The organism is Staphylococcus sp. EG-SA-17, from assembly GCF_017151845.1.
Classification (GTDB): domain Bacteria; phylum Bacillota; class Bacilli; order Staphylococcales; family Staphylococcaceae; genus Staphylococcus; species Staphylococcus aureus.
Window position 1 is genome coordinate 15,604 of the sequence record NZ_JACVZO010000013.1, and the last position, 13,428, is coordinate 29,031.

General features: G+C 32.2%; 16 protein-coding genes. 5 read left to right on the forward strand and 11 right to left on the reverse strand.

What is annotated here, in order from left to right; genetic code table 11:
* Positions 1-294: 294 nt before the first annotated feature.
* Entirely contained in the window at positions 295-810 is a 516-nt protein-coding gene (locus IDG65_RS07775) for a type 1 glutamine amidotransferase domain-containing protein (RefSeq protein ID WP_000163283.1), read from the reverse strand.
* Between the two features lie 130 nt (positions 811-940).
* Entirely contained in the window at positions 941-1,102 is a 162-nt protein-coding gene (locus IDG65_RS07780) for an SE1561 family protein (protein ID WP_001005407.1), read from the reverse strand.
* Positions 1,103-1,325: 223 nt separating this feature from the next.
* On the opposite strand from IDG65_RS07780, the gene yfkAB reads away from it, so the two are divergent.
* Complete coding sequence (yfkAB, locus tag IDG65_RS07785) at positions 1,326-2,477, forward strand: radical SAM/CxCxxxxC motif protein YfkAB (RefSeq protein ID WP_001089620.1); 1,152 nt, start codon at positions 1,326-1,328, stop codon at positions 2,475-2,477.
* 259 nt (positions 2,478-2,736) lie between these two features.
* On the opposite strand, the gene IDG65_RS07790 is transcribed toward yfkAB, so the two are convergent.
* The 3 genes from IDG65_RS07790 to IDG65_RS07800 all read right to left on the reverse strand — a co-directional run bounded on the left by IDG65_RS07790 (position 2,737) and on the right by IDG65_RS07800 (position 4,816).
* Complete coding sequence (locus tag IDG65_RS07790; RefSeq protein WP_000184383.1) at positions 2,737-3,267, reverse strand: acyl-CoA thioesterase; 531 nt, start codon at positions 3,265-3,267, stop codon at positions 2,737-2,739.
* Positions 3,268-3,356: 89 nt separating this feature from the next.
* Positions 3,357-4,613 carry an aminopeptidase gene (locus IDG65_RS07795; protein ID WP_075583716.1) on the reverse strand — a complete coding sequence of 419 codons (1,257 nt, stop codon included), beginning with the start codon at positions 4,611-4,613 and terminating at the stop codon, positions 3,357-3,359.
* Between the two features lie 2 nt (positions 4,614-4,615).
* On the reverse strand, positions 4,616-4,816 hold the full coding sequence (locus tag IDG65_RS07800; RefSeq protein WP_000180460.1) for a DUF1128 family protein: 201 nt from the start codon (positions 4,814-4,816) through the stop codon (positions 4,616-4,618).
* A gap of 146 nt (positions 4,817-4,962) precedes the next feature.
* Between IDG65_RS07800 and IDG65_RS07805 the strand changes: the two genes are divergently transcribed.
* From IDG65_RS07805 to IDG65_RS07815, 3 genes are all read left to right on the forward strand, one after another.
* Positions 4,963-5,427 (forward strand): low molecular weight protein-tyrosine-phosphatase, encoded by a 465-nt coding sequence (locus tag IDG65_RS07805; RefSeq protein WP_000228666.1) that lies wholly within the window; start codon positions 4,963-4,965, stop codon positions 5,425-5,427.
* 6 nt (positions 5,428-5,433) lie between these two features.
* Positions 5,434-5,709 (forward strand): YtxH domain-containing protein, encoded by a 276-nt coding sequence (locus IDG65_RS07810; protein WP_000428172.1) that lies wholly within the window; start codon positions 5,434-5,436, stop codon positions 5,707-5,709.
* Between the two features lie 277 nt (positions 5,710-5,986).
* Positions 5,987-7,204, forward strand: coding sequence for a YihY/virulence factor BrkB family protein (locus tag IDG65_RS07815; RefSeq protein ID WP_050972021.1), 1,218 nt, complete (start codon positions 5,987-5,989; stop codon positions 7,202-7,204).
* Between the two features lie 112 nt (positions 7,205-7,316).
* Here the strand turns inward: IDG65_RS07815 and vraR are convergent, their stop codons facing one another.
* The 5 genes from vraR to map all read right to left on the reverse strand — a co-directional run bounded on the left by vraR (position 7,317) and on the right by map (position 11,053).
* Positions 7,317-7,946, reverse strand: coding sequence for a response regulator transcription factor VraR (vraR, locus tag IDG65_RS07820; RefSeq protein WP_000153535.1), 630 nt, complete (start codon positions 7,944-7,946; stop codon positions 7,317-7,319).
* Positions 7,936-8,979, reverse strand: coding sequence for a sensor histidine kinase VraS (gene vraS, locus IDG65_RS07825; protein ID WP_001017131.1), 1,044 nt, complete (start codon positions 8,977-8,979; stop codon positions 7,936-7,938). Before vraS ends, vraR begins: the two co-directional genes overlap by 11 nt.
* Positions 8,976-9,677: a cell wall-active antibiotics response protein VraT gene (gene vraT, locus IDG65_RS07830; protein WP_000149064.1), complete on the reverse strand. Its 702-nt coding sequence runs from the start codon at positions 9,675-9,677 to the stop codon at positions 8,976-8,978. Before vraT ends, vraS begins: the two co-directional genes overlap by 4 nt.
* Positions 9,678-9,691: 14 nt before the next feature.
* Entirely contained in the window at positions 9,692-10,078 is a 387-nt protein-coding gene (locus IDG65_RS07835) for a hypothetical protein (RefSeq protein ID WP_001110179.1), read from the reverse strand.
* 216 nt (positions 10,079-10,294) lie between these two features.
* Positions 10,295-11,053 carry a type I methionyl aminopeptidase gene (map, locus tag IDG65_RS07840; protein WP_000636142.1) on the reverse strand — a complete coding sequence of 253 codons (759 nt, stop codon included), beginning with the start codon at positions 11,051-11,053 and terminating at the stop codon, positions 10,295-10,297.
* A 528-nt stretch (positions 11,054-11,581) separates the two neighbouring features.
* On the opposite strand from map, the gene IDG65_RS07845 reads away from it, so the two are divergent.
* The gene (locus IDG65_RS07845) at positions 11,582-12,568 is read left to right on the forward strand and encodes an FUSC family protein (RefSeq protein ID WP_000999713.1); all 987 of its coding nucleotides are present in this window, start codon (positions 11,582-11,584) and stop codon (positions 12,566-12,568) included.
* A gap of 430 nt (positions 12,569-12,998) precedes the next feature.
* On the opposite strand, the gene IDG65_RS07850 is transcribed toward IDG65_RS07845, so the two are convergent.
* Positions 12,999-13,412 carry a hypothetical protein gene (locus IDG65_RS07850; protein WP_001670387.1) on the reverse strand — a complete coding sequence of 138 codons (414 nt, stop codon included), beginning with the start codon at positions 13,410-13,412 and terminating at the stop codon, positions 12,999-13,001.
* Between the last annotated feature and the right edge of the window lie 16 nt (positions 13,413-13,428).

Below are 13,428 nucleotides of genomic sequence, written 5' to 3' on the forward strand. Positions count from 1 at the left end.
TACCAGTACTATCACAAATAGGCTACACTTTTTGGGAAAATCAGTCCAAGGGCTTACAATCGTATACGCCATCATACTTACTTTTTTGTTTTTTGAAAAAATTATAGATAAATCATTGCAATTTTAAATATTAATCATGTCAAATATTGTTATATTTTGTAAAAATAAAAGACCATCCCTATTAAATGCCAATAGAGACGACCTTTTATTTGTTATTCATTTATTAAAACTAAAATCCATATTTCATTTCAAACGAAAATATATAAATTTTAACAATCGATAACCACAATACTTCTATTGTAATTGTTTAACGATTTCTCGATTAAAATCATCTAAATCGTCTGGTACTCGACTTGTTACAATATTGTTGTCTACAACTACTGACTCATCAACTACATGTGCGCCTGCATTTGATAAATCTTTGCGTACATTTAATACTGCTGTTAACGTACGACCTTTTAAATCGTCTGTATCTATTAGTATTTGTGGCCCATGACAAATGGCAAATGTTGGTACATCATTTTTAGTAAAGTATTTAGCAAATGTGCCATATCGACCTTCTGTATCTCCACGTAAATGATCTGGTGAAAATCCTCCAGGAATTAATAATGCATCATAATCTTCTGGTTTAGCTTCTGCAATGCCTACATCGACAGTAACTTTTTCACCGTGTTTACCAACAACTTCACTATTTGCAGTATCTCCAATCACTACAGTATTAAAGCCTGCATTCTCTAATGCCTCTTTAGGGCTTGAATATTCTATATCTTCAAATTCGTTTGCTAGAATAATTGCTACTTTTTTAGTCATTGAAAATCACCTTTCTATATATCATTGATATAATTACTATAGACAAGTAAATCAGTGATTAAACATACAAGATATAAAAATTATTAAGCGACTGTCGCGATATCTAACCCTAACACATCTTATGTGGCATTTACTTAGATACTAATTTAACCTTTTCTTCAAGCTGATCTAACAATCCAATCCATTCATCTATATCTTCAACACGTACTTCATCAGGATTTACATGATCGATATCCTCAATAAACTTATTTAAACGCGCTTTTATCTGTTCGATTGTTTGCTGTTCATTCATAAAAAGTTAACTCCTTTTATTTTGTTTTCTTTTTCATTATTATCCTAACAGAAATTGCGTTAAAGCGATATAATCTTAGCTATATTTATGACATTCAAATTATTTTGACTTTTAAAAATCCCCTTTTCAATTAACTAAAATTAAGAGATAATTTGTTACGAGTGATAATACGAAGTGGTATCATACCGATATGAACCAAATAGAAAGAAGGAAGTTTAAGACGATGAATAGCGTCAAATTGAAGCAACCTGTTAGCATTTACAATGATCCATGGGAATCATATAACGATGTTAAAGAACATGGCCAATTAACTTTAAGTAACATCGAATTTACAACTACAAATCTTTGTAATATGCGTTGTAGCCACTGTGCAGTTGGTTATACTTTACAAACTGTCGACCCCGAGCCTTTAGATATGGACTTAATTTATCGTAGACTTGATGAAATTCCAAATCTGCGAACGATGTCAATTACAGGTGGCGAACCAATGTTTTCTAAAAAGTCTATTAGAAATGTTGTTAAACCTCTATTAAAGTATGCACATCATCGAGGTATATATACACAAATGAATTCAAACCTAACATTGCCTCAAGATCGTTATTTAGATATTGCTGAATATATCGATGTTATGCATATCTCACATAACTGGGGAACAACTGATGAATTCGCAAATGTTGGCTTTGGCGCAATGAAGAAGCAACCACCGTTAAAAGCTAAGTTAAAATTATATGAACAAATGATTTCGAATGCACGTACATTATCAGAACAAGGAATGTTTGTATCTGCGGAAACAATGCTCAATCAAAGTACGCTACCACATTTACGAAAAATACATCAAGAAGTCGTTCATGATATGAAATGTAGCAGACACGAGATTCACCCTATGTATCCAGCTGACTTTGCAAGTCAATTAAATGTGTTAACTCTAGCGGAAATGAAAAAGACAATTCATGATATATTGGATTTCAGAGATGAAGATATTTGGATGTTATTTGGTACTTTGCCTGTGTTTCCATGCTTAAAGGATGATGAAGATCAAAAGTTACTATCACGTTTAAGAAATGCTAAAAATGTAACGACTAGAAATGACCCGGATGGCCGTAGTCGTTTAAATGTCAATGTATTTACAGGTAATGTAATCGTAACTGATTTCGGAGATGAAACAGGTACAATTTCGAATATACAAAAAGATAAATTAACAGATGTATTTGATAAATGGTTATCCTCTGATCTTGCTAAATCATTAAATTGTCATTGTTCCGAGTTTAGTTGTTTAGGACCAAATGTTCTTGTTAAAAATATGTACTATCCGAATATGGATTTTAAAGATAATGAGCGTCATATGCACAAACAACCACAAATTATACAATTTTAAAAACGCTTAATTATGCGGAGAAGCACTTTATCGATAAGTAGTCTCCGCATATTTTAATGCTATTATAAAATAAAAAACAATTAATTGCTGGCAGTACTCTACTTTAATAATAAAGGTCATTTAATAGGACTAATAGTCTATAATAAAAGGGGTAAATTTTAACTAAAAGCATAAACGTGCATAATCAAAAAGACAGATTGTAGGTGGAATATTCGAACATAACAGTTCAATTCATCCTTAACAATCTGTCTTTATATTTTTAGTCTCTAATATGTTGCACTTGAGCTAAATATTCAATTGTTTGTTTACTTTCAATGCGACGTGCTTTTCTTCGTTCAACACGTTGTGGTGCTGTATCATAAAACCATTTTTCAACATCATCTTCTGGATATACACCAGGTACATGTTTAGGTTTGCCTTCATCATCTAACGCAACAAATGTTAAGTAACTTAATGCAGCTAAATCATGCTTGTTATTAAATACATCGTCAATTCTAATTTGAACGACCACTTCCATTGAACTAGTCCCAGCGTATGAAACCATCGCTACGTATTGTAATATGTCCCCTGTTTTAATCGGCTTTAAGAAATCTACTGAGTCTGTAGATGCGGTAACTACTTGCGCACCAGCATGTTTCATAGCTGTGATTGCTGCAATTTCATCAATATTAGCCATCAATGTACCACCAAACATTGTATGATGGTGATTCGTATCTTGAGGGAAAACTTGTCTATTTTTATAACATTTTGATTCTGACATAGATTTCATTGGTCTGTCCTGATTTGTCATTATTTTATCTCCCAATCTATACTTTAATCACGTATTTGACCTTTAAATACATGTTTCATTTCCTACTCAGCACCTCAAAATAACATTTATTAAAATGTTGATGCCCAATTTCCATTTTCAAATACTAGTTCTTTTGAACCATCTTCGAATATGCCATAAATAGTCAAATCACTACTACCAATCATGAAATCGACATGTACATTTGAATCATTTAATCCGCTTGCAATCTTTTCCTCAACAGTCATTTCCGTTCCACCTTGAATATTAAAGGCGTAAGCAGATCCAATCGCTAAATGACATGCTGCATTTTCATCAAATAAAGTATTGTAAAAAATGGTATTACGATTTGATATCGGTGAATCATCAGGTACTAATGCTACTTCACCTAATCTTCTTGAACCTTCATCAGTATTGATTAAATCTTTCAATACCGTTTCACCTTTTTCAGCTGAAAAATCAATAATCTCTCCATCTTTAAACATCAATTTAAATTGATCGATAATTGTGCCATTATAACTTAAAGGCAATTTATTAGTAACATATCCATCTACTCTATTTCGATCTGGTGCTGTAAATACTTCTTCAGTTGGTATATTAGCAATAAAAGCTTGTTCCTTGCCGTTAACATAACTTGTAGCATCTTCCCAGATATGATTTTTCGCTAAACCTACCGTTAAATCAGTACCTTCAGATACATAATGCAACGCATGGTAATTTTTTTGTTGTAACTTTTGAGCGTAAACACTTAAATTAGCGATGTGTTGACGCCAATTTTCAACTGGATCGTTACCATCAATTCGCACAATATCGAATACCTCGTCAATAAACTTAATATATGCTTCTTCTACAGATAGTTCAGGATACACTCTCTTCGCCCAAGCTTTAGATGGAAAAGCAGCTACGACCCATGGAAATTGATTTTTTTGTACACTTTCCATATATCCTTTAAATGCGCGTGCGTTTTGTTGTTGAAATGCTTGTAATTTTTGGCTATCGATACCATCCATTAAATCAGGATCTTCACTAATAAGTGCTAAATTAGCAGCGCCACGTTTAACGTAATCCATTCTCGCTTCAACATCATATGATTTTAACTCATGATTAGCAAAATGTTCCACAGATTCATTTTCAAATTTTAAGCGTTTTAAGGTTGGATCGCTATATACAACACGTACATCTGAAGCGCCACAATGATATGCTTCTTCTACAATTAAATGCGTTAATTCTAATGTTTCTACTGATGATCTAATAAATACTGGCTGTTTTGGTTGAACATTCATACCAACCTTAACTAATAGTTCAGCGTATTGTTGTAACTTTTCTTTGTAATTAGTCAAAATTCCCACTCCTAGTCGTGTCGCAATTGTCCTAAAGCGTCAGCAATAGCTGTCACTTCACTTGGCGACAATCTTTCTCTTGATTGAACAAAATCATATATATCTGTTAATTCTTCTTCATTTGCATTTTTATATTTTTCAGGATCTAATAATCCTTGATTAACAATATTTAACTTCTCTCTAATAGCTAATACTTTCTCTTCATTTGTCATAGCCACAATGTTCACCTCTAATAATAGTTATGTTATCAAAGTATCACAATTTAATAAACTTTAATAGAATTTTATATAATCTGCTTTCTTATTGTTTAAAGTCGCTATAAAATGGGGATATAACTACATAGTTTGGAGGAATCAAAATGGTAGATGTAGCATTTGTCTGTCTTGGCAATATATGTCGTTCTCCAATGGCAGAAGCAATCATGCGACAAAGACTTAAAGACAGAAATATTCATGATATTAAAGTACATTCAAGAGGTACTGGTAGCTGGAATTTAGGAGAGCCGCCTCATGAAGGTACACAAAAAATTCTCAACAAACACAATATTCCATTTGATGGCATGATTAGTGAATTATTCGAAGCGACAGATGATTTTGATTACATTGTGGCTATGGATCAAAGTAACGTTGATAATATTAAATCTATCAATCCTAATCTTAAGGGACAATTGTTCAAACTGTTAGAATTTAGTAATATGGAAGAGAGTGATGTACCAGATCCATACTACACGAATAATTTTGAAGGTGTATACGACATGGTATTATCATCTTGTGATAATTTAATAGACTACATCGTAAAAGATGCAAATTTGAAAGAGGGGTAGTTTTTTATGGAAAATAAATTTGTTCCTGGTATTTTAATTGGTGCCGTAATTGGTGGTGCAATTAGTTTAGCTGATAAATCTACACGTCAAGCTTTAGTTCAATCAGTTAAAGATGCAAAAAATGGTAACCGCACTCGTAAGCCTTCTAAAGTCAGCAAGATTAAAGACGAAGTTTTATACTGGAAAGATGTTGTTGAAGAAATTCGTCGTAATAATCCTGAATTAGAACGTTCATTAAAGGATGCGAAAGAAACATTTGTTAATAGAAAAAATCAACGCTAAGATGATTTTGTTTTTATAAGGCAATACTTAACAATTTGGTGTACGCCTTTCATAGTTATCATTATTAAATGATAATACAATGATTGGCCAAACTACATTGTTTCAGTATTGCCTTTGTTTTAATTTTAAATCAAAATAGCCTATGAAAGATTTAAATCAATTAATTTCTATAATATTATCATTTTTAAAGCATATCATTGTTTAGTTTTTTTATAATTGGATAAATACTAATAGTTACTTTATAAAACATTACATAGAGAAAGGTTAAGGAGTGCACATGTCGAAAAAGGATCACTCTTCTTCAAAATACCTTAATTCTGTTAAGGAAGCGCAAGAGGAGTCAAAAAAGAAAAATAAAAGTAATCCCAAAATTGATGTTGATCGTACATATATTGAACCTCAACAATTCCAATCTAAGAAACCTAAAAAAGATGATCAGGTTTTCTTCTTATCAAGATTAAATAAACCTGCAAAATATAAGAAAGACTCTAATTTCTTATCATATCTCATCTATCGCATAGGAAAAGATGATGCCTCAGGACTAGCAGCGCAAATGACTTACCATTTCGTACTTGCTATGTTCCCTATGTTGCTTTTCCTATTAACATTATTACCATTTTTCAATATTAAGCAGAGTCAAATTACTAATATGTTAAGCAATGCACCCGCTGAAACATCTACTCTAATTAAGAGTGTAATTGGTGATATAACTCAAAACTCCAGTGGTGGCTTATTATCTATCGGTTTGATTTTAGCAATTTGGTCAACTTCAAATGGAATGACTGCAATTATGAATTCTTTCAATGTTGCTTACGATGTAGAAGATAGCCGTAATGGAATCGTTTTAAAACTACTAAGTGTTGTCTTCACTGTAGTTATGGGCGTTGTGTTTGTAGTTGCTCTAGCATTACCAACGCTTGGTTCTGTAATTAGTCATTTCCTATTCGGTCCACTTGGATTTGACGAACAAGTGAAATGGATTTTTAACCTTATTAGAATTGTGTTACCAATCATTATTATATTTATCATATTTATCGTGTTATATTCGGTTGCACCTAACGTTAAAACGAAGCTTAAGTCAGTATTACCAGGTGCAGTATTTACTTCAATTATTTGGTTAGCTGGTTCATTTGGTTTTGGTTGGTATATTTCAAATTTTGGTAACTATTCTAAAACATATGGCAGTATCGCGGGTATCATCATTTTATTACTATGGTTATATATCACAAGTTTTATTATAATTGTCGGTGCTGAAATCAATGCAATCATTCATCAGCGTAGTGTAATTAAAGGTAAAACACCTGAAGAAGCAGCATTAGAACATGATGACAATAATAAAAATCATTATAATGAGAACACTAGATACGAATATGATGAAGATAGTAATGCAACACATCAACGTACGTATCATGTTGATGAACATCCTAGTGATACCTATCCAGAAGATGATAAAAATATAAAAGACAAAATCGTTGATAAGCTTAAAAAAGACTAAACACCAACAAAACAGAGGTTTTCGCTAATGATTGCGAAGACCTCTGTTTTTTGGTGTCTATTTGATGTTATATTGTGATTGGCGTAAGTAACTTTTCTTAATTCGATACGAACTATTGAATTAAATTATGTTGGAATGCATAGATGACAGCTTGTGTTCTATCTTGCACTTCTAACTTACTTAAAATGTTACTCACATGTGTCTTAACCGTTTTAATAGTAATATGCGATGCACTAGCAATTTCTTGATTTGAGTAACCTTTCGCAATCAATAATAATATTTCCATTTCTCGTTCTGTAAGCATTTCATATAACTCTGCGCGCTTTTTCATACGGTTACGCATTTTCACTAAAACTTCCGGTTCAAAAACAGATTCTCCTCTAGAAGTTTTACGAACTGCATCGGCGATATCTTTTGCACTTGTTGTTTTTAAAATGTAACTATCGACACCTGCATCTAATGCACGATATACCTCTTTATCTTCAATAAAACTAGTTAACATTAATACTTTAATTTGCGGTAAATCTTTTTTAATCTGAGTCGTCGCTTCTACACCATCCATGTCTTCCATAAGTAAATCCATTAAAATTAAATCTGGCTTCAACTCATGGGCTTTGGCAATTGCTTCTTTACCAGAAGCGCCTTCACCAACTACTTCAATATCACTTTGCGTTGATAGATAACTTGAAATTCCTATACGTACCATTTCATGATCATCCACAAACAATACTTTAATCGTCATACGAATCCTCCTTATTTAAAGGTGCTTTCACCTCGATACGTGTACCTGAATCTGGCAATGATACAATATGGAACGTTGCACCAATTTCCAAAGCTCTTTCACGCATATTTTTAAGTCCATAACTTTGTTCTAATTTTTCATCAACATTAAAACCTTTACCATTATCTTGAATTCTCAACAATAAATAATCGTCTTTATTAAACAATTCTACTGTCACTTTTGTACCGTTTGAATGACGCAATGTATTCGAAATTGCTTCCTGTGTAATTCTGAACAAATGATCTTCAATACCTTTAGGCACTTTAAAATCTTGTATTTCATGCACAACTTTCATTGGCACTTTTTTTTGTAAATCAATAACTAAATCTTTAATACCCTCACCTAAAGATTTGTCTTTTAAACCAAGCGGTCTTAAATGTAACAGCAAAGCACGCATTTCTAACTGCGAATCTTGAACCATTTTCTCTAAAATAGGAATTTGTTGGTCTAATGGTGGTTCTAACTTCGTTTCTTTGATAGCAGATAGCATCATACTTGCCGCAAAAAGTTGCTGACTAACAGAATCGTGAAGTTCTCGTGCTAGTCTTTGACGTTCATCTTCAATAATCTTTTTAACTTTCACATCATTAATATTATAATTTTCATTGGTTAAGTTTTGAGTTTTAAGTCGCAACTTATGCAATTCTTGATTTAAAGGTACGAGTGTATGGTATAAATCTAACGTTTCACTATATATTTCTATATTTTGATCATTAATGCCAACTGTTTCGCCTTCCATTGAACGCTCAATTTGCGTCTTAATCCAATCATTTTGCTGATTGATTTTGTAAGCGAGTACCGAACCAACAATAATACACAATAATATGATGATGAGATTTAAAAATAAAAAGACTGGTATTCCGAATATTTGTGTATAAAACATACCTTGAAAATAGATGATATTTACAAAAACTTTATCGATGAATAGAAATGCAGCTAGCATGCTATATACTAAGATGAGCATTGAACCAATTGTTCTAATGTAGTGGTTCATCGATAAATCACCTCTACGTCTCCGATAAACGTTGATACGTAGATATTAACTGTATAGTTATCCGGTTTCATCATTTCTTCAATATGAATATTGTTATTTTCAACTTTATATGATTTTTCATTCACGTAAGTACTTCCATAAAAAGCAGCTACATGTAAATTAATATTGTAATTAACCGGCAATATAACCTGTACTTTACCTAAAATGTGTCTCACAACAATGGTATTATTTTCCTTAATATTTGCAGCTTTTGTTAAGTCAATATGTAGGTCGCCAATTCCATGTTGGATTTGGACATCTTCCCACTTATATACATAAACTGGTGTGCGTTGCTCACCAAACCACTTTTGTTTAATAAAAGATGGTGAAGTCATAACCTCATCCGTCGCAACTACTTTTTTTGGTTTAAATTTGTGTATTAAATAACGCACAATAAGTAGTAATAAAAAGACGAACAAGATGATGATTGTATACTTATTAGACAATAATGTGAATGCAATTAATAGCGCGCCTATCCAAAACGCCAAAAGGCCACGTATTTTATGAAAATAAAGATATCCTACATAAACTAATACACATCCCAATAATAGAACGAGTAAAAAGCCAATTTTTTCAAAAAATATGTAGTAAAAATTGGCAATAATCATTAATGCAGTAAAAATAATCAACATTTGCGTTGATATATATTTGTGTGTCATGTTTCGCCGCCTTTCTATGCCACAGCGTTCATATAATTTATTAGATACGATGTTTTTTCTGTTGCTATTTTTTCAGTTGAAGTTTGTTGAATTTGAGTTTCAATTTGTGCATAATATGCTTCAACTTTATTCAACTCTGATTTAATATTTTCAATTTCTTGATTATTGATTTCTCTTGCACATTGAATTTGAAATGCTTCAGCAATATCAATATATTTATTTTCTAATGTTAGCATTAGACTGTCAATTAACTTGCTAAGTTGTTCTTTTTTAGTAATTAAATAACGCATATAATCATCTAAATTTTTCATTTTTTCATCTAGCATTAAAAGGTAGTGCTTGATATTATTTCTTACTGTTGCTCTCAAAAACTGTTCAATATAACGTTCAACATAGTTCATAACTATCACCTTTTATAATAAGTTTTAAAATACCAAATGCGCTATGTATCTTCGTTGATGTCGATGATATGTTTGCTTAAAAACTACTTTATTACAACATATTTTTGAAATGACGCATTGATTGTGTTCTTAATTATTATAAAACAGTTCCGAAACCAATATGAATAGGCTCCGGAACTAAATGATGTTCATACTTTAGTCTTAGTATATGTTGAACTATTCTTCTTCAATTTTTGTCGTTAAAATCGGACCATCCTTAGTCACGATAACCGTATGCTCAATTTGAGCAACAAAACTTTTATCGCTCGTTTCAAAAGCCCATTCATTTTTACCTTCTGTAACAAATGATGCATTTGATGAGATAAACGGTTCAATAGCTAATACCATACCTTCAGTTAATAATGTTTTGTCTTTTGGATCAAAGTAATTAAGTACATGTGCTGGTGCTTCATGTAATGATAAACCAACACCATGACCTGTTAAGTTTTTAATGACTTTCAAATCATTTTGTCTAGCTGTATTATGCACCGCTTTACCAATGTTACTTAACTTAGTACCCGGTTTTACTTTTGCAATTGCATTCTCAAATGCCATCGTTGCTACGTCACATACTTTTTGTTTCATTGGATCATCTGATTCTCCAACGACAAATGAAATGCCTGTATCTGCATAATAGCCATTCTTCAAAGCCGATACATCAATATTTACTAAATCTCCTTCACGAATGACACGCTTACTTGGAATCCCATGTGCCACCTCTTCATTGACACTAATACACGTTTGACCAGGAAAATTTTCATCATGAATTGGCGCAGAAATAGCACCGTATTCTTCAAATAACTCTTTCGCAATATTATCAAGCTCTTTCGTAGTGATACCTGGTTTGGTTGCAGCTTGCATTGTATTGCGCACTTTAGCGCATATGTATCCAATTTCTTTTAACGCTTGTAATTCTTCTTCTGTTTTTACAATCATTTTATCCCGTTCCTTTTTTATATAATTATAACTTATTATAGCAAAAATTCTTTGATATACTAAAGATGTTACTTTAGTATTTTGGAAAGTGAGTGAGACATAGTGTGATAAAGAAAAAATATTTCTTTATCGTCCCCAACTTGCATTGCCTGTAGAATTTCTTTTCGAAATTCTCTGTGTTGGGGCCCACACCCCAACTTGCATTGCCTGTAGAATTTCTTTTTTGAAATTCTCTATGTTGGGGCCCACACCCCAACTTGCACATTATTGTAAGCTGACTTTTCGTCAGCTTCTGTGTTGGGGCCCCGGACTATAATTGAAAAATGCTTGTTACAAGTGCATTTTATTTCAGTCAACTACTAACAATATAACATTGTGGAGCCCAGAACTTTGATTAATGTATATGAAAATCAAAGTAATGCTTAAGTATGATTATTTCAAATATTTTACATACATGAACTTTTCCAATGTACGATACTATTATTATAAAGCGCTCGCTAAGATTTTACGATGATTAGAGGTTAAAAAATGAACGATCAATGGTATAAACATTTAATTGGTGCCAGAACAATTAAAACTGGTATTGCCATTTTTTTAACAGCTGTCTTTTGTATGGCACTAGATTTAACACCCATCTATGCCATTTTAACAGCTGTAGTCACAATTGAACCAACTGCCAAGGCATCACTTATTAAAGGTTATCGTAGATTACCTGCTACGGTAATTGGTGCAGGCTTTGCAGTATTATTTACATATTTATTCGGCGATCAATCACCTTTTACATATGCATTGAGTGCAACGTTCACGATTTTATTCTGTACAAAACTCAAATTGCAAGTTGGTACGAATGTCGCTGTACTAACATCATTAGCTATGATTCCAGGTATTCATGATGCCTACATATTCAACTTTTTGTCTCGAACATTGACAGCAATTATTGGACTCGTGACATCAGGTTTAATTAACTTCATGGTGTTTCCACCTAAGTATTATGGTCAGGTCGAAGAAAAATTAAGTAAGACAGATGCCTTGATGTATAAATTATTTTACAATCGCTGCCAAGAACTTATCTTATCAAGACTGCAATCTGATAAAAGCGAAAAAGCATATAAAAATATTTTCAATTTAAACAATCAAGTTGAAACGTTAATAAGTTATCAACGTGATGAATTAAGCTATCATAAGAAAAAAGAATGTGATTGGAAATTACTCAATCAATTAACTAAACGTGCATATACGAATCGTTTGTTTATCACTCATTTATCAAATATCATTTACTTGCCTAAAAATACTCGTGTTAACTTTTCAGGTGACGAAAAAATGGCATTGCTAAAAATTAGTAGTAGCATCAAAGATATATTTTATGATGGTTCTTTTAAGAGAGAAGATGATTCTGTAGAAACTTTACGTTCGACAATAAAAGCACTTGAAATTAGTGGTGAAAATCAAATTAAAAGTCATATACTATACGAAGTTCTAATGATTTATCGACTGCTAGACAGCAGATATGCTTAATTTAAGTATCTTATGCTAATTGGCACCATGGGAGTGGGACAGAAATGATATTTTCGTAAAATTTATTTCGTCGTCCCACCCCAACTCGCATTGCCTGTAGAATTTCTTTTCGAAATTCTCTGTGTTGGGGCCCACACCCCAACTTGCATTGTCTGTAGAAATTGGGAATCCAATTTCTCTTTGTTGGGGCCCCTGACTAGAATTGAAAAAAGCTTGTTACAAGCGCATTTTCGTTCAGTCAACTACTGCCAATATAACTTCGTAGAGCATAGAACATTGATTTATGTCCCCGCCTCTTTTTATCGTATATAGCATGTCCCTTTTTAAAATTACAAGCATAAATATTCAGACTCAAATATAGCCACACGCCTAAACTACGGAGGGATGTGGCTGTCTTTTTTGATTGTAATTATGTATCAGATTTAAATCATTAATGTAAAGAGGCTAATTCATTAATAAATTTAGTAAAATCTGATTTAGCAACATTTATCCTTAATGAAATACCAGATTCTGTTGCCATGTTTGAATGCCTTAAACCAGAATCAAAATCAATATAAATACAAAGCAGTTCTTGATTAAAATCAATAATCGTAAAATGTAAATCAGGTTCTATAAAATATATTTCGGTAACAGGATTGTCGTAATCCATATGTTTCAAATTGTCCATGTCACTATCAAAAAGTGCAAATTCAAATTTAACTTCTTGATCTTCGAAAGTTGCACTAGTGTCGAAATAATAAATTTTATTATCTTCTTCGATAACTACATCTTTTAAAATAAATGTTATCGATGTTTTGCTATGTAAATAAGATGCATCTCTTAAAATCACTTTAGTGGGCTTCATCGTCAAATTCCTTTCA